The sequence below is a fragment of the Nocardia sp. NRRL WC-3656 genome, from assembly GCF_000720265.1.
GTDB lineage: Bacteria > Actinomycetota > Actinomycetes > Mycobacteriales > Mycobacteriaceae > Nocardia > Nocardia nova.
Genome location: NZ_JOJF01000052.1, coordinates 1 through 15,381 on the forward strand (window position 1 = coordinate 1; position 15,381 = coordinate 15,381).

The 15,381-nt window shown below is 62.4% G+C and carries 10 protein-coding genes and 2 pseudogenes; 5 read left to right on the top strand and 7 right to left on the bottom strand.

Features of this window, described 5'->3' with window-relative positions; all coding sequences use genetic code 11:
• Positions 1–128 precede the first annotated feature (128 nt).
• From IG65_RS37380 to IG65_RS0132975, 4 genes and pseudogenes are all read right to left on the bottom strand, one after another.
• Positions 129–266 (bottom strand): annotated as a pseudogene (locus IG65_RS37380) (helix-turn-helix domain-containing protein); the annotation flags it as partial.
• Positions 267–454: 188 nt separating this feature from the next.
• Positions 455–1,123: an alpha/beta fold hydrolase gene (locus IG65_RS0132965; RefSeq protein ID WP_030518856.1), complete on the bottom strand. Its 669-nt coding sequence runs from the start codon at positions 1,121–1,123 to the stop codon at positions 455–457.
• A complete protein-coding gene (locus IG65_RS0132970; RefSeq protein ID WP_030518857.1) occupies positions 1,120–2,055 on the bottom strand; it encodes an LLM class F420-dependent oxidoreductase in 936 nt (311 codons plus the stop codon). Before IG65_RS0132970 ends, IG65_RS0132965 begins: the two co-directional genes overlap by 4 nt.
• Positions 2,052–3,017 carry an NADP-dependent oxidoreductase gene (locus tag IG65_RS0132975; protein ID WP_030518858.1) on the bottom strand — a complete coding sequence of 322 codons (966 nt, stop codon included), beginning with the start codon at positions 3,015–3,017 and terminating at the stop codon, positions 2,052–2,054. Before IG65_RS0132975 ends, IG65_RS0132970 begins: the two co-directional genes overlap by 4 nt.
• Before the next feature lie 148 nt (positions 3,018–3,165).
• On the opposite strand from IG65_RS0132975, the gene IG65_RS0132980 reads away from it, so the two are divergent.
• Positions 3,166–3,633, top strand: a complete 468-nt coding sequence (locus IG65_RS0132980) for an ester cyclase (RefSeq protein ID WP_030518859.1) — start codon at positions 3,166–3,168, stop codon at positions 3,631–3,633.
• A 32-nt stretch (positions 3,634–3,665) separates the two neighbouring features.
• Complete coding sequence (locus IG65_RS0132985; RefSeq protein ID WP_030518860.1) at positions 3,666–4,313, top strand: TetR/AcrR family transcriptional regulator; 648 nt, start codon at positions 3,666–3,668, stop codon at positions 4,311–4,313.
• A gap of 361 nt (positions 4,314–4,674) precedes the next feature.
• Here IG65_RS0132985 and IG65_RS0132995 read toward each other — a convergent pair whose 3' ends face one another.
• Positions 4,675–5,889 carry an IS110 family transposase gene (locus IG65_RS0132995; protein WP_030518861.1) on the bottom strand — a complete coding sequence of 405 codons (1,215 nt, stop codon included), beginning with the start codon at positions 5,887–5,889 and terminating at the stop codon, positions 4,675–4,677.
• A gap of 227 nt (positions 5,890–6,116) precedes the next feature.
• On the opposite strand from IG65_RS0132995, the gene IG65_RS0133000 reads away from it, so the two are divergent.
• Positions 6,117–7,784, top strand: coding sequence for a class I adenylate-forming enzyme family protein (locus IG65_RS0133000; RefSeq protein WP_030518862.1), 1,668 nt, complete (start codon positions 6,117–6,119; stop codon positions 7,782–7,784).
• Positions 7,785–9,120: 1,336 nt separating this feature from the next.
• Positions 9,121–10,296, top strand: coding sequence for an aminoglycoside phosphotransferase family protein (locus IG65_RS37385; RefSeq protein ID WP_081879927.1), 1,176 nt, complete (start codon positions 9,121–9,123; stop codon positions 10,294–10,296).
• 886 nt (positions 10,297–11,182) lie between these two features.
• Here the strand turns inward: IG65_RS37385 and IG65_RS38225 are convergent.
• Both IG65_RS38225 and IG65_RS37390 read right to left on the bottom strand, forming a co-directional pair.
• Positions 11,183–11,752 carry a DUF6875 domain-containing protein gene (locus tag IG65_RS38225; RefSeq protein ID WP_156055908.1) on the bottom strand — a complete coding sequence of 190 codons (570 nt, stop codon included), beginning with the start codon at positions 11,750–11,752 and terminating at the stop codon, positions 11,183–11,185.
• Positions 11,739–12,788 carry an aminotransferase class I/II-fold pyridoxal phosphate-dependent enzyme gene (locus IG65_RS37390; protein ID WP_197040008.1) on the bottom strand — a complete coding sequence of 350 codons (1,050 nt, stop codon included), beginning with the start codon at positions 12,786–12,788 and terminating at the stop codon, positions 11,739–11,741. Before IG65_RS37390 ends, IG65_RS38225 begins: the two co-directional genes overlap by 14 nt.
• A 1,575-nt stretch (positions 12,789–14,363) precedes the next feature.
• Here IG65_RS37390 and IG65_RS37395 point away from each other — a divergent pair.
• A pseudogene (locus tag IG65_RS37395) lies at positions 14,364–14,571 on the top strand (leucine zipper domain-containing protein); the annotation flags it as partial.
• Between the last annotated feature and the right edge of the window lie 810 nt (positions 14,572–15,381).

Sequence of the window (15,381 nt, forward strand, 5' to 3'; positions counted from 1 at the left end):
CTTTTGAAGGATCACGCGGTGACCACCCTCTATCCGGCTACGACACGCTCAGACATTTGCTGGCGTCCGGTCGTACACCATCCTGCTGGACTCAACCCGAACGGATCGAACGCAGACGGGCCCGACACTCGTGAATACTTCGGTGGCGCCTGCGACGCGATCGCCCGAGCGACCGTGTCCCGCGAGATGCCCAACCGTTTCGCGATAGCTCGCCTCGACAAGCCCTCGCTCCGGTGGAGATACCTGATCTCCGCCCAGTCCTCCAAACTGATCACCCACCCAATCGTGGCTAGGGTGGCCGATTTTCAAAGAGCGCCAGTGGCCGGATTTTCGAGGAGCGCCGACAGGTGGACGGCGCTATGCGCCGCCCACCCCAAACGCAACACCCCGAAATCCGAAAGACGGCGTGGTGTGCCCGATCAGTGCTCTGGCACCACCCGGTGCGCCGCGCCGTTCACATGTGCCGAGGAACTGCCATGAGCAGGTCGGACAACTGTTGCGGATGCGTGAGCATGATGTCGTGCGGTCCGTCGACGGCCACGGTGTGGTATCCGAGAGCCGCGCCGAATCGGTCGAAAGCGTATGTTTGGGGCCGGCAGTAGATGGCGGTTCCTGGAATTCGGTCGACCGCGCCGGTCAAATGGGTCGGCTCGCTGAAAGTTCGCAGGGCCTGCGGTCGCAGCTGCGTCCGGAGGTGGGCCGCGGCGGTGGCATCGGTGATGCCGAAGGCGGAGGGTGGTGGAGCCGGAATCTGTTGCTCCACAGTCGCGGCACGGATTGCCTCGACGAATGTGGGTGGCGCCAACGTGAACATGCTCGCTCCGTCGCCGCCGGCCCACCCCTCGACCAGCACGATATGGTCGACTCGGTCGGGTCGGAGATCTGCCGCCTCCCGGACAACCAGGCCCGAGTAGCTGTGCCCGACCAGCACCAGAGTTTCGGTACGGGGCACCGCGTCGAGTAGTGCGGCGACGGCCGCGGCCTGGTCGTGGAGTCCGTGGCTGAGGTCGGAGCCGAGATCGGGGACACGGGTGCGGGCTCCCGCGGCGTGCAGAATCGGTACCACCGCTTCCCAGGCCCGCGGTCCGTGCCAGGCGCCGTGCACGAGAACGTATGTGGTCATGGGCGGTTCTCCTTCGTGAGCCGGGGCAATACCCTGTCGGCGATTGTCGTGAGCTCGGTGACGGGGTCGTCGGTGACGAGGCGAATCACCAGATGTTGTGCACCGGCGGCCACGTAGTCGTTCAGCCACTCGGCGGCTGCGCCGGGTGTGCCCGAGAACAGCGCCTGTATGGATGCGATCGTCTCGAGGGGGGCTCGGTAATAGCGTTCGATGCTCGTCCGTAGGCGTTGGTGTGCCAGTTCGGGATCGTCGTCGACGCACAGCGTTGCGTAGAGTGCGGGCAGCACCGGTCTGCCGGCGGCCTGTTCGATGAACTGGTATTCGTCCGCGTAGGCCCCGGCCGTCACCGGGTACGGCAACCAGCCGTCGGCGAGTTCGGCAACGCGGCGCAGCGCGGGGCCGCCGCTGCCGGCCAGCCAGATCGGCGGACCTCCGAGCCGTGTGGGCGGCGGTGCGAGCCGCACGTCTCGGAAGTTGAAGTGGGCACCGCAATGCGTGACCTCCACCCCCGACCACAGCTGCCGCATGACATCGATGGTTTCCACCAGGCGGTCGGTGCGTGTTCGAAAATCGATCCCCATGGCGGCGAATTGGGCCCTGGTGGCGGGGGTCGGGAACCCGCCGCCCATACCCACGACCAGCCGACCTTCGGACAGCCGGTCGAGAGTGGCCAGCTGATGGGCCATCAGGATCGGATGACGCAGCGCGGGCAGCAGCACGGCCGTGCCGAGCGCTACGTGCTCGGTGGCCTGGGCGACTGCGGCCAGCACTATGAGCGGATCCGCGCGTGGTCGCGTTACCGGGCTGTCGCCTGCCCAGATCGAGTCGAACCCGCATGCCTCGGCGCATTGGGCCAGATCGGCGAATATCTGCATGTCGTGTCTGCCGAGCGCGGATTGATCTCGCGTCGGTAGCAAGTAGCCGATCTTCATTGGGTGGCTCCGACTCGATCGGGGCTGCCGACGACGAGTACCACCTTGCCGGTGGTATGTCCCTGTCCGACAAGCTGATTGGCCTCCGCCGCCTGCGCCAGCGGTAGTTCGCTGTCGATATGCGCGGTGAGTTGTTTCTCGTCCACGAGTTGTGCCAGCGCTGCCAGGCCCGCGTGGTCGGGTTCGACGAGGAAGCCGGAGGCGCGCACCCCCAACTCGGCGGCCCGGGCGGCCATTCCGGGAGTCCAGGCGCTCTGTGCGTTGACCATGATCCCGTCGCGGCGCAGGCATCGCAGCGCACCGAGGGCGGCGTCGCCGCCGAACATTTGGATCACGACGTCGACATCGCTGACCGTGGTGGCGACATCGGTGGTGGTGTAGTCCACCACTTCGTCCGCTCCTAGTTCTCGGACAAACGAATGTTTTGCGGCGCTCGCGGTGCCGATCACATACGCGCCCAGCGACTTTGCGATCTGCACGGCGAGATGACCGACGCCTCCCGCGGCCGCCGTGATGAGCACCCGCTGCCCGGGACCGACTCGGGCCACATTGACGAGCATCTGCCACGCTGTGAGCCCGGCCAGCGGGAGCGCGGCGGCCGCACTGAAGGTCGACTGCTCCGGCATCCGTGCGAAGTGACCGGCGGGCGCGGTCAAATATTCGGCGTAGGCGCCGGCCGCGCGCGGAAACCACGGCATCCCGAATACTCGATCGCCGGGCCGGAACCGGGTGGTGCCGTAGCCGACCTCCGCGACCACGCCGGCTACGTCCCAGCCGTGGACGTACGGGAGCTCGAGGACCCGGTTGTATGCCGAACCCTGGGCGGTGTAGAAGTCGACCGGATTTACGCCCGCCGCCACCACCTCCACGAGCACCTCGCCGAAGATGGGTGTCGGCCGGTCGATCTCGGTCAACCGCATCTTCTCCGGGCTTCCCCACTCTTCTTGCATAACTGCCAGCACTCTGGGCCTCCTCGATCACTGAACAATATGGACGACCGTACTATTAGTTGACGTAGGATGTAAAGCATGTTTTGCTCATACGGCGCGGGGCCGAGGTGATTCCCGCAGTCCGAGCGTCCACTTAGTTTGCGAGAATCCGGAGAGTGCGATGACCAGAACCCCGATCGAGACGGTGCGGACCTATGCGGAGGCCAAGTCGCGCGCCGATATCACCGCCGCGCTGTCGGCCTGCCATGACGACGCGATACTCGAGACCATCCCGTTCCAAGTCGTCGGTCGCGGCAGGACCGAGGCGGCGCGGCATCTCGCCGGGTTCTTCCGCGCCTTCCCCAACTACTCGGTAGAGCTCGAATATCTCGACGAGACAGGAGATCTCGTGGTCGGGGCGGGGACCATCCGCGCCACGATGATGGGGCCGCTGGCGGGTCTCGAACCGACCGGGCGCCGCTTTGCGCTGCCGTTCGCCTGTCACTGGCGGGTGCGTGACGGCCTGATCGCGCAGGAGCGGTTCTTCTTCGACTTTCACCAGATGTGCGCACAACTCGGCCTGTCGACCGATGCGGCGGCCGCCCGGTTCGACGCCTGGCGTGACGCTGCTCGACTGCGTCGAGACTGAATGGCGGACAGCTGTCCTAGTAATCTGGGCCCATGGACAAGAGGGTGCAACGCGGCCTCCGATCGCGACAGGTCATTCTGGACCGGGCAGTGAACATCGCCTCGGTGGAAGGGCTCGAAAGTTTGTCCGTACGGCGTCTGGCCACCGAACTCGAGGTCAGCAAGAGCGGTGTCTTCGCGCAGTTCGGCTCCAAGGAGGAGCTGCAGCTGGCGACGGTGCGGGCGGCGATCGACGTGTTCTCGGCCCGGGTGATCCGCCCCGCCATGAAGGTGACTGCCGGGATCCGGCGCGTCCGAGTGCTGTCCGAAGCCTGGATCGACTACGCGCGGCAGCCCGTCTTCGAGGGCGGCTGCTTCTTCATCTCGACGGTGCCTGAATTCGATACCCGGCCCGGGCGGGTGCGCGATGCTCTCGCTTCGGCCCGCCGGGATTGGCACACCCTTTACACGACCACGGTCGCCGAGGCTCGGCAACTGGGTGAGATACGTCCCGAAATCGACCCGGCGGACCTGGCTTTCGAACTTGACGCCCTGGCCCGCGTCGCCGCGGAGGATGCCGCTCTGCTCGACGACGATCCCCGATACGACCAGGCCCGGCGAATCATCGCGGACCGGCTGCGCGCGGTGGCCACCGATCCCGCCGCGCTGGACCGGTCGCCCGCCGAATCCAGGCAAGCATAGTGGGTGGCCACCGTGACCAGGGCTTCGGCGATCTGGTGATCGTTCCGGCGCTGGGGATGGCCATCCTATGGGACGACGCACCGACATCCACCACGAATTACTCGACCTCGCCGCCGCCGCTGATCTGCTGGCGATGACTCAGGAACCGAACCCGACAGGAGTTTTAAGCGTCCCGAGAGCCCCGCCTTGTTCTCGCAATCCGGTCGTCCTCGGTCGCAACGGTGAGGTCGCCGGGCGTTACCTGTTGTCGGGCCGCAAGCGCACTGCGCCTCTCGTGGAAACGCCGGCGCCCGCACTCGCGGCCCGTGCCAGAACGCGGATGTAGAAATGTTTCTACCCGAAAGGACTCTCAATGACCGTGTCAAGCCGCAGCAGCGACCGGGTTCGGCGGCTCGAGGGTGAATTGGCGTCCGTCACGCAGCAAAGCCCAGAGCACGTCGACCAAACGGCGGGCCAGTGCCAGCAGAGCCTGGGTGTGGATCTGTCGTTCGCTGCGTTTGCGGTCGTAGAACCGTCGCGAGAGGCCGTCCGGGTTACGCAGGCTCGACAGGGCCGCCATGTAGAACGCCCTGCGCAGGCGCCGGTTGTAGCGCTTGGGGCGGTGCAGATTGCCCGAGACCCGGCCCGAATCCCGAGGGACGGGAACGAGCCCGGCATACGACGCCAACCGGCCTGCGCTGGCGAATGTGGACAGGTCACCGCCGGTGCTAACCAGGAACTCCGCCCCCAGGCCCGGTCCCATGCCGGGCAGCGATTCGATGATGCGCGCCCAGGGGTGTTGCCGGAATCGGGTGGTGATGAGTTTGTCGGTGTCCTTGATCTCTCGATCGAGGTCGAGGAGCTTGGCCGCGATGCGTTTGACCAGCATCGCGGTGTCGGCCTCGCCGGGCAGGGCGAGGGTTTGGCGGCCGGCAGCATCGACCGCGGCCGCAGCAGTCTTGCCGATTCCGGGTTTCCAGGCCCCGTTCTCGGTGAGATGGGTGGTGACCCCGTCGATTCCGGCCACGCGGATCTCGCCGGGAGTGCGCATCCCGGCGACCAGGATCAATGGGGTCCGGTTCGAGTAGTCGAACGCGGCTTCCAGCGCGGGAAAGATCGATCCGAGCAGGTCACGCAACCGATTGATTCCGGCGACCCAGTCCGCCATGAGATCGGTGCGATAGCGGGTCAGCTGGGTCAACCCGACGACCAGCTCGTCGGGCATGGTGACCTGCCCCAGGTCACGGCGCATGCGAGCGGTTTCGGCGATCACCTTCGCATCCTTGGCGTGGGTCTTGGCCTCACCGCGGAAGCCGTGGGTCATCGTGTTGACCACCCGGCCCGGCACATAGGTCACTGTCTGGTCGGCGGCCAACAGGGCAGTGATCAGCAGCAACGCCAACGGGCTGGTCAGATCGATCGCCCACCGCACCCGATCGGCAGCCCGGCCGGCGCGGGCGATCAATGCCTCGATCGCGGCCTGGTCGTTGCCGAGTTTCTGGCTGAACACCGTTTTGCCGGTCTCGTCGACCGCGCACGCGTGATGCGACTGCTTGCCGACGTCGATCCCGACCCAAATCTGAGGGCGAGTTGTCACTCACCTGCTCCTGACCGTCGAAGTTGTTGCGCCCGTGGACAACCCGCCGACAGATCCCTAAACAGCGACGACCCGCAACAAGCTCTCAATCAGCAGCCGGAGCGTCCAGCGCGGTGGGGCAGCCAGTCCTTTCGAGCCTCGACAACGGCAAACCACGATCAGCTACACCCCACCGCTCTGGGCATCCAGGGCATCAAACCCCAGACACCACAAACTTAGGGACCTTGATGAGCAGAACTTCTGAACCTCCCACCGATCTCGCCACCGCGATAGCTACCCTCACCGGGCCGGGCGGCCGCTTCGAGCTCGTCGAGGAGGATGTGCTCGGCGCACGGATGCCTGTATTTCGTCACCGGCGACGCATGGTCGCGCAGATGCTTGCGGAATCCGCAGCCTTCGGTGATCGCGATTATCTTGTCGCAGAAAATCGCCGGCTAACCTACGCCGAACATGCGGCGGCCGTAGCGAGCCTCGCAGCTGCCTTGCGCGCGGAATTCGGGGTAGGATGCGGTGATCGAGTCGCGATCCTAGCTGCCAACGCCATTGAGTGGGTGGTTACCTTCTGGGCCGCACAGACGCTCGGCGCCGTCGCGGTTGGCATGAATGGCTGGTGGGTGCCGCGCGAGATCAACTACGGCCTTCAGCTCACTGATCCGACGGTGGTTGTTGCCGATGCCAAGCGGGCCAAAATACTCGCTGATACCGATACCGGTACCGGTACAGCGATGCTGACTATGGAACAGGACTTGCCCCGCCTGATCGCTGCCTACGCGGGGGCTGAAGCCGAAGTGCCCAACGTGGCAGAGGACGATCCCGCCGTTGTCCTGTTTACCAGCGGTACCAGCGGAAAACCCAAGGCGGCCGTCCATTCTCAGCGCAATCTGGTCGCCGTCACCGACTACTTCGATTACACAGCGACGCTGGCGGCAATGCAGGCGGGCCGAACACGAGAACCGGGGACTGCGCTGGACCTACGCTGTCTCCTTACCTCTCCGCTGTTTCACATCGCTGGCCTGCACAATCTCGTGGTACCGCGACTAGCGACGGGCTGCGCAGTGATTATGTACCAAGGCGCATTCGAGGCCGATCGAGCGCTGCGTCTAATCGAACGCGAACGTGTGACGAATTGGGGTGCTGTGCCGACCATGGCCTCCCGGCTGCTCGAACACGGCGATGTGGACAGCGTCGACACCTCCTCACTTACCGCATTCTCGCTCGCTTCCGCTCCTTCGTCACCAGCATTCAAAGAGCGCCTCCGCGCCCATCTTCCGTTCGCCAACGACACCATGATGGACAGCTACGGCCTGACCGAATGCAGCACCGCCATCACCGTCGCCGGCCCGAACGATTCGGCCGAGTTCCCCGACGCTCTAGGCCGGCCAATCATCGGTGTCGCGGTGGAAGTTCGCGGCCCCGGCGGCGCAGCGGTTCCCGACGGCATCGAAGGCGAGATCTGCGTCCGCAGCCCGTATGTCATGCTGGGCTATTGGCGCGATAAGGAGGCGACAGCCAAGGCGATCGACAACGAACGCTGGCTCCATACAGGCGATTTCGGCGTCCTGGAAAAGGGCCGCCTGCGCTTGGCCGGACGCCGGTCCGATCTAATTCTGCGGGGGGGAGAGAACATCTACCCGGTCGAGATTGAGCAGTGTCTCGACGAGCACCCCGATGTCGCGGAGTGCGCGATCGTGGGTAAACCTCATCCCGACCTCGGTCAGCAGGTTGTCGCAATCGTGGTACCCGTGGCCGGATCAACCGTAACCGAAAAGGAATTGCGCGAGTTCGCTAAAAGGCGGCTGGCCTATTATAAGGTGCCCGAACGGTGGCGGATGACCACAAAGCCTCTGCCCCGCAACGCGACCGGAAAACTTATCCGTGGGCAGATCGCAATATAGCGCCTGTTGCCGGCACGTCTGCTTCGGCGGCTCACTGGCATTTGTCCGGTCGTAATGCCCTGCATCCACGGCGGTGCGGACGCCTTTGGGAAAAGGCCGATGACGGCGGCGTCCGGGCGACGGCCGACGGAAATGGCAGTGCTCCGTCGAAGCCGAGATGTCGCTCGCGCGACGATACGGTACCCAGACGGGGACCATTACGGCGCATCATCTCCTCGCAACTGGCCGCTTCCGCAATCCGCGAGCATACCGCGCTCAGCGTGACGCATGAGAGACTCGTCCGGCTAATTCGTTGCCAGCCATAGCATACTGCCCGTGCCTACCGAACCGCCGACCGAGAAAGACGGCATTTGCCCGGCCTATTTGCCATTGGAATTCTTAATAGATCCACCGTGCGTACCGATGCCTGGCTGGAGGCCAGCCTCGTCGCGCGAACGATTGCCGGCAGAGCCAAGTGTTCTGGCTGATGGGCTGAACCACCTGCGTAGCCGGTTTTGCCTTCGCGGGACTGAACACTCGTGGCAGCACCGAAGACCTCCGATGGTTCTAAAGATCAAGCTGCCGCCCGCTCTGGCAGTGTCATAACTGGGATGAACCGAAGGCTTGGCGGAGTCGAATGGCTCGCGAGGATCGGCTACCCCGACTTGTCTGAGACCAAGGACGGGACACCCTCACCGGGCCCGTGGGACCCGGCAGCCGACCCGCTAACCGGGCCACCCCGTCCTGCCCACCGGTCACCGGGCGACAGCCGGCCCCCAGTTCGAAACGCTCTACGCCGGGCCGAAGACCCGGCGAAAAGCTGAGGTCAAGCGTTCAATATTCATCTTGAACTCCCCTCCCTGCAGTATGGGGATCCTAGTACTCCAGCCGGACTTCATGATCGTGCGAGCGGGTTCGCTTGCCGCTGGTAATGGCGCTTTCGAGCGCGGTGTTGATGTCGGCGTCGCCAGTTGGACCGGTGCAGTGGAGGGGCGAGCGTGCGAGCGGACTGGAGGACTGTTGCGGCGAGGAGATGTCGGATCGCGTTGCGGGTCAAAAGGTATCTGGTCGGGATCGGCGGTGGTGCTGTGATGGCCAAGACGGTGAGGAAGGCGTGGGCAAGCATCACCAGAACAGTCCAGCGATGCCAGGACCGCCAGCCGCGGACCTACTCCCGGGCTCGGGCCGGCGGCTCGAGACGCCGGAACCGGCCGCCGAACCGGTCAGGTGACGAATCCAGCTCGGCCGCAATATGATCCAACACACAATACATCGGCCGCGGCCCCGGCACCGGACGCGGCAGCCACCGGCCACTGAGAGATCTGGACGCTCCTGACGAGGACAACTGGACTTCCCTATGCTTTCCCCGTACAACAAGATCGCCCACGAATTCACCGATATTGCGTCCGGGCTCGTCGACACCTTCAGCAAAGCCGCCGATGACCTGGCCAGGCGCAGCAGAATCGGTCCGCAACTTCGCGACGACGTCAACGAGTTGGTCGACGGCGACCTCCGAGGCTACGGCCAGATAAAACGAGCCGCATCGCAACACACCCATCCGTGGGCGAGGGGCGTACGTGCCGACCAGTGGCGAGAGGACCCTGCTGCCGAACAGAGAGAGCACCTCAACACCCACGAATTCGGGCAGAATACGCGTCGCGGGGTAGGGATCTCCTCGATGACAGATCCGGGGCAGCCGAAGGCGCCCGGGCTGGGGAGTGGCGGGCGATTCGAAATACCGCCGGAAGAGGCACAAAAATTGTTCGAACAGGTCCGAGGTCGGGAACCGGATTTCGCCGGGGCTGGCAACAGGGTGAACCTGGTTGACACAAGCTCAGGCCTGGCTGTGGTCAGATTCAAAAAAGAAGAACAGGCCGTGACCTTTTTGAAGAAATGGATGCCCGAGAACATGGCCGCAGAACACGCACGCGAGTGCGGTGTGAGAACACCTGAAATCCTTTATGCTGGGGTGAATCTATCTACCGGCACAGAGTTCACGATTATGCGATATATTTCCGGTGAAACACGGGATGTCGGTGATCTCAAACTATTGCATTGGTTCCCCGATCTTTTAGATCAGGATCAATTGATGTCCTCACATCCCCTACCGATAGAAATGCAGATGGACATTCCGGAATGGCAGCAACAAATGATACAGCATGCTGACGACGCGTATTACAACCTCTCGCCAGATCGGCTGTCGAAACTCGACGAACTCGGGATCGGACCGCTGTCGGACTATGTCCAACCAGACATCAGTCGTTCGGGTGAGCCGGTTGTCTTCTCCCACAACGACCTTTATCCGCTCAACCTCAGGCTCGATGACCAAGGGAAATTGTGGATTTTTGATTGGGAAACTGCTGGGCCCGGTGATCCACTCTACAACACCGGGTTCCTCCTTGAGCGTATGGGAAAGTTGGATGAGGCGACCCGCATTCAGGCCACTGCCATGTGGACCGAGCGGATACTAGCTGCGAATCCCGTCGTTGATGTCGAGGCCGCCCTTCTGAAGTATCGCACTATGGAAGACTGAAGAGGGGTAGCGATGGGCACTGAAATGGTACCGCGTAGCGTTGCCGCGGACCCAAGCAGCTTCGAGAACTGGGTCGACTGGCTCCATGAGCGATTCTCCCGGCTATCCGATTGGCCTACCATTTCAAGGGGCGAATTGCGCACATTGCTTCGTGGATGGAGTGAATGAGCTTGGACGCGCAGAAATCAATTGTTTGCCGCTTCGTGGGTGTCGTATTAGTGATGGTCCTGGCCGTGCAAATTTGCATGTCTTTTTTATCCACGAGTTGTAGGTGACCTGGACCATTCGCGCAGCGTTTGCCGATCCCGTTTCGCTGTGAACGCACTACATGGGACGGACTCCTTCCACCGCCAAGCGTGGCCCACGCCAACGCACCATGTCTGTCGAGGACCGCCGTTGCCTACTGGTTGTCGTAAGTTCGAAATTGTCGACGCCTGGGCAGGGCATGAGTCTTCTTCGGCGCCCACGGCATCGTGTTCCTAGAGTGAACTGTGAAGGGCAATGCTCCTGCTATCGCGCTGCCGACTTCGCCAAGACGCTGCGAAGTGTTCCGCCACCAGCGCATCAGCCCATACCCGCCGCGACGCAACGGGAAAGTTAGTGTAAAAGTCAAGCGCTACTCTGGCCCAGAAGTTCCTCTACGCCCGTGGATGGACGTCCGAACACCAACGGGCCTATCGCTCGGCGTATGGAATATCCATTACGATTTTCGTCGGCCTTATTCGGCTGCCAGGGACCGGCTACCTGCGAGCCGCGTCCGCGCAGCCGTCACCACCGTCATCGCCCCATACCACTAGTCTCGGTGTGGCAGCACCGTGCTGACAAAGTGCTCTCGGCCGGGAAGTTGCCGCTGCATACGAATCGCGCGAAATACGCCCTCACATCCCTAGGGAGGCGCGTCGGCTGCGGAACGATACGCCGCGGGGAACCTTTGCTGGTAGGCGTGGAGCCACTCCGGTTTGTCAGCGAGGAACAATATGTCATGTACCGCCATCTGGCGAACGACGAGTAGCGGCATCGGTGCTCGGTTGACTGGAAAGCTTGGGTTGTGTGCTGCAGGAGTGGGGCATTCGGGATGAAACTGACCGATCATCAGGCCTTTAGCGACCGCGAGATTCTTCATGCGTGGATGTACAGCGTCGATGAGGCACCATTGTTCGCGTGGCATCGCTGGCAACACTACCACGAGCGCGAACAGCTCTCCGTTCGTGATCGTCGGCCTGAGGTCGATGTACTTGTCCAGCGCTGAACGTGCGATGTGCTGAAGGTAAGTAGCACCGTCGTCAGGTCGCCAGGACGCGCAACAAAGAGCTACTGCATCCTGCTTCAGGGCGGGGAGTACGAACGGGCAAACCGGGCCGCGCCGGCCCAGTTCGGCATGAGGGAGCGCAATGTACTCGCGCAGCCAAGTATTAATTTGTCTTGCAGTGACCGGATCGATATCATCGTTCAACATTGTCCGTCGACCTTCGTATGTCCTCGCAAAGTTTGTCAATGATTGCCGGCGTCACATGCGGCACCGTAACCAGGTGTGCGGTCGTACCTTCGGTGGCGAGATGATATTTGCGGCATATCGACTCGGCGGGCCGATCGAATACGACCACGATCGAATAGGGTTGCAACTTGGGGGAGAGGCCAAGGTCGGCGAGGCGTCTGCTCGCGTAGCGGGCGGTAGCGAGGGCCCGGAGTGCGTTTTCTGAAAGCCCTGCCAGTCCCTTCGCAGCCAGGGCATACCAGATGAGGATTGCGGCCAGTCCGCTACGCGAGCAGCCGAGTGTTGCGTCGGCGGCCCCGATGTACTCGCCGTGTACTTGTTGCTGCACCAAATCGCTACGACAGATTGCCAGCGCACAGGGCACTGGCATGCCCAGTCCTTTGTGCATGCTGATAGCGATACTGCCGACTTCGGGGCGTGCAAACCCCCATGTCTCAGCGATCTCGGTGAAAGGCACGATCAGGCCGCCGAGAGCGGCGTCGGCATGAACATATACAGGGCCGGCGACCGCTGCCGCCGTCGCGATTGCGTCGACGTCGTCGACTGCCCCGCTCATAGTAGTTCCGATGGTTGCTACTACGACAGCGCCGCGGCCTGCTGCTCCTCTGCACGCCTTTTCGAGGGCATCGGGAGCGATTCGGCCGCTTGCATCGGTGTCTACCGTGACCAGTCGTCTCCGCATAAGCCGAGCGTTTTTTGCGATCGAGTAATGGGCAGCAGTGCTGCAGTAGATTGCGGCTTCCGGAAGGGTCTCGCATCCACGATCGAGACCGAATAGATTGGCTTCGCTACCGCCCGCTGTTACGTACCCATATACCTCCTTAGTATCAGCATTGGTCAGTCCAGCTATAAATTCGATGACAGCACATTCCATCGCTTTGGCGCTGACCGCAGATTTCTCCTTTCCGTTCGGATCGCCGACATTGTTCACGAAGATGTCCAAAAGACCAGACAATTGGCTGAATTCGAAGTCAAGATTGCCCGGGAACCCTATCACATAAGGCTCCTCTGAGCGCATTATGTCGATGAATCTTTCCAGGTGGCATAGAAGTTCACTCTCCGGCCTGGCGATACTCGCTATGCGATAGAAATCCGCTGGTGAGGGGGGCGATGAAGGGTCCACTAGATATTGCCTGCTGTCGTGATTGGTGTAAGTGACACGTGGACCCAACTTGCTTTCGCATAGTCGCGGTGGCGTTCGTGCCATTTGAAATCGGCGCCTAGAGGCCGAGAAAGAGTCGCTCGTTCGGTAATCGGGTATCGGGTAGATCCATTTCCGTGGAGTGGAAGACGATTTCGACTGCGCACCAGTGCATTCGGAACCAGTCGGAAAGAAGCATCCTCGCTGCCATTACGCTTGCTCGGTAGTCGAAAGCTGTGCCGTCGAGCCAGATCCTGACGTGGACATCGCCGGTCACTGGCAAATGCTTCTTTGTCCCGCAGTGGCCGGTTGCGCGCGTTGCGTCGCAGACGACGCCCGGAGAGTGTTCCGACGGTATCCGAACCTTTGGAAGCGCTGGTCGGCGAGTCGCGCCATTAGGAACTTCCGGAGCGCTGACGGACTGAGGGCCGCCTGTTGGTTGCCGCTCCCGGCGTGCGATCGAAATGCGATTGAGTCTGAGAACATTCACACCGCTGTCATCCGATCCGAACTGTGACGGTTGCTAATTTGAGGGCATATCAGGGCGATTTTCTTGATGGCGGTTGCGATAAACGGGCTTGCCACCTACATTCGGGGACGACTACGTGTATCGTTCGCAAATCTGCCGGTGTGTCAGAGAGTGTGCACAGCCGTATGCTGCTTGCAGTTCGATCGATTGTGATTCATAATATGTCCTGTTTTCGTTTGTAGGTCGCCGGCGGACGGCGAATTTCATGACGCCGGGCGATCACGGAAATCTCCGCAGATCGCCTGGCATTGCCGTCCCGTGCGGGGTCGAGGGCCCGATAGGTGCGGGGGCGACCAGTTGGTTTGCTACAGCAAGAAGGTTATTGCTTCCGAAAGAGGCTGGGCGATAGTCGCATCAGACATCTAAGGTACTGAATGCGACAGTATGAGCGCAGGCTGATCGCCCGTTCGTCGTCAGCGCATGGATCGTCCTGTGAGCCGACCATTCGGCAGTGCTTGGAGGCTCACGGAGAACCACCACTACACCACCGACTAGGTGCTCTACCCCGAGAGGTTGAGGATGCGGCTGGCTGGTGGTCGTCCGCCGCAGTTTCCCTGCGTTCGTCGGACAGGAGTTCGCTGTAGGCAGGCGAGAGTGGTCATCGACGACATCGTGCAGGTAGCTGCAACCAACATGGGTTTTTTTATTGTGGCGCAACGTTTTTCCGGGTGTTCCGCTCCGGTTGCGGGCGCCTGGACGGCGCCCCACCGTGCGCTCGCTGTCCACCGCCGTCGGGGATGTTGCCGAGTTTCTTGATATCGACCTGGATCAGGTCGCCGGACGCATCGGATTCGCAGCGACGGACCGGTGTCGCGGTGACCTGTCGAGCCATCGCAGCCGGGCCATGAGGTAGCATGCCACGACCGGGTGCACGGCGGAGGATGTAGTCCGAGCAAGAAGGCGATACGGGCTGGCCACTGCCGAGCCTCAGAAAGATTCCAGGTCTCATCGACCACCGCGAAGCGGTGGGCTGACCGTTACCGCACCGCCGGCACCGCCACGAAGGGTGCCCGGCCCAGCCGCCCGCACCAAAGACCGAACCGCACACCCACCCGCACCGAACGCCGCATCATCAAGATCCGGCTACTGCGTCGATGGGGACCATACCGATCATCGACGACGCAGCGGGCAGGTCGTAACCGACCGAGTTCGGGCAGCGAGGTGTAACGGTGGGACACGAAGATCTCCGAGAGTGGATGCGTCCCTACAAAGCTCGCACTTCACTCGGAGGTCTTCGCCTAGTCAGCGCGCCACGCCGTCACCAACGTCCATGGTCAGAACACCTAGGGCGGACGATGACGGAACACCTACCGTGTCGCAAACGGTATCGAAGATGTCTGATGCAGACCCTCGCTCCTCGGTTCTCGCCGCGTTAGCATTTCTGCGTCAACGTCCTTGGTTTGCCTACTGTGGATCACGATTCGCGTCGATTCGATCCTGCACGCGAGGCTATCGCCCTCTCCTGGGAGTCGCTGATTATTTTCGTGGATACGATCGGGCGTTGCCCGAGCTGGCGCCTGCGGCCATGACCTCGATAGGTCTGGCAAACACCGCGCTAGCGCGTTTCCGCATATTCGTCCTGGTGGCCGAGATCGTCCAGTTTTTCGGCGTCAGCCCCATGAACGTTCACTGCGGCATCCAGGGCGAAAGCCCACCGCGGACAGCATCTGGAGTCTGCAGTGAACAACAGAGCACACACCACGCAAGGGATGGTCGGTCGGCCGCGACCTATACCGGCACACCACAGGCGACGTTCACGAGGTGATGCGCATTGCCGGACAGAGGATTTCATTGTGCAGCCGTGTCAGGGAGCGGTGGCATCTAGTGCCGTGTCCAGATAGGTTGCTGCGGTAACCGGGTGTCGGTTTGCGTTGGTGGCCGGGTGCGTTGATGCTGCCGGTGGAGGTGGTGTCGTGGCTC

What these genes read in the sequence shown, in the direction of transcription:
- IG65_RS0132980 (WP_030518859.1), top strand. Translation starts at nt 3,166, where the DNA reads ATGACCAGAACCCCGATCGAGACGGTGCGGACCTATGCGGAGGCCAAG.
- IG65_RS0132970 (WP_030518857.1), bottom strand. Translation starts at nt 2,055, where the DNA reads ATGAAGATCGGCTACTTGCTACCGACGCGAGATCAATCCGCGCTCGGC.
- IG65_RS37385 (WP_081879927.1), top strand. Translation starts at nt 9,121, where the DNA reads ATGCTTTCCCCGTACAACAAGATCGCCCACGAATTCACCGATATTGCG.
- IG65_RS0132965 (WP_030518856.1), bottom strand. Translation starts at nt 1,123, where the DNA reads ATGACCACATACGTTCTCGTGCACGGCGCCTGGCACGGACCGCGGGCC.
- IG65_RS0132985 (WP_030518860.1), top strand. Translation starts at nt 3,666, where the DNA reads ATGGACAAGAGGGTGCAACGCGGCCTCCGATCGCGACAGGTCATTCTG.
- IG65_RS38225 (WP_156055908.1), bottom strand. Translation starts at nt 11,752, where the DNA reads ATGTTGAACGATGATATCGATCCGGTCACTGCAAGACAAATTAATACT.
- IG65_RS0133000 (WP_030518862.1), top strand. Translation starts at nt 6,117, where the DNA reads ATGAGCAGAACTTCTGAACCTCCCACCGATCTCGCCACCGCGATAGCT.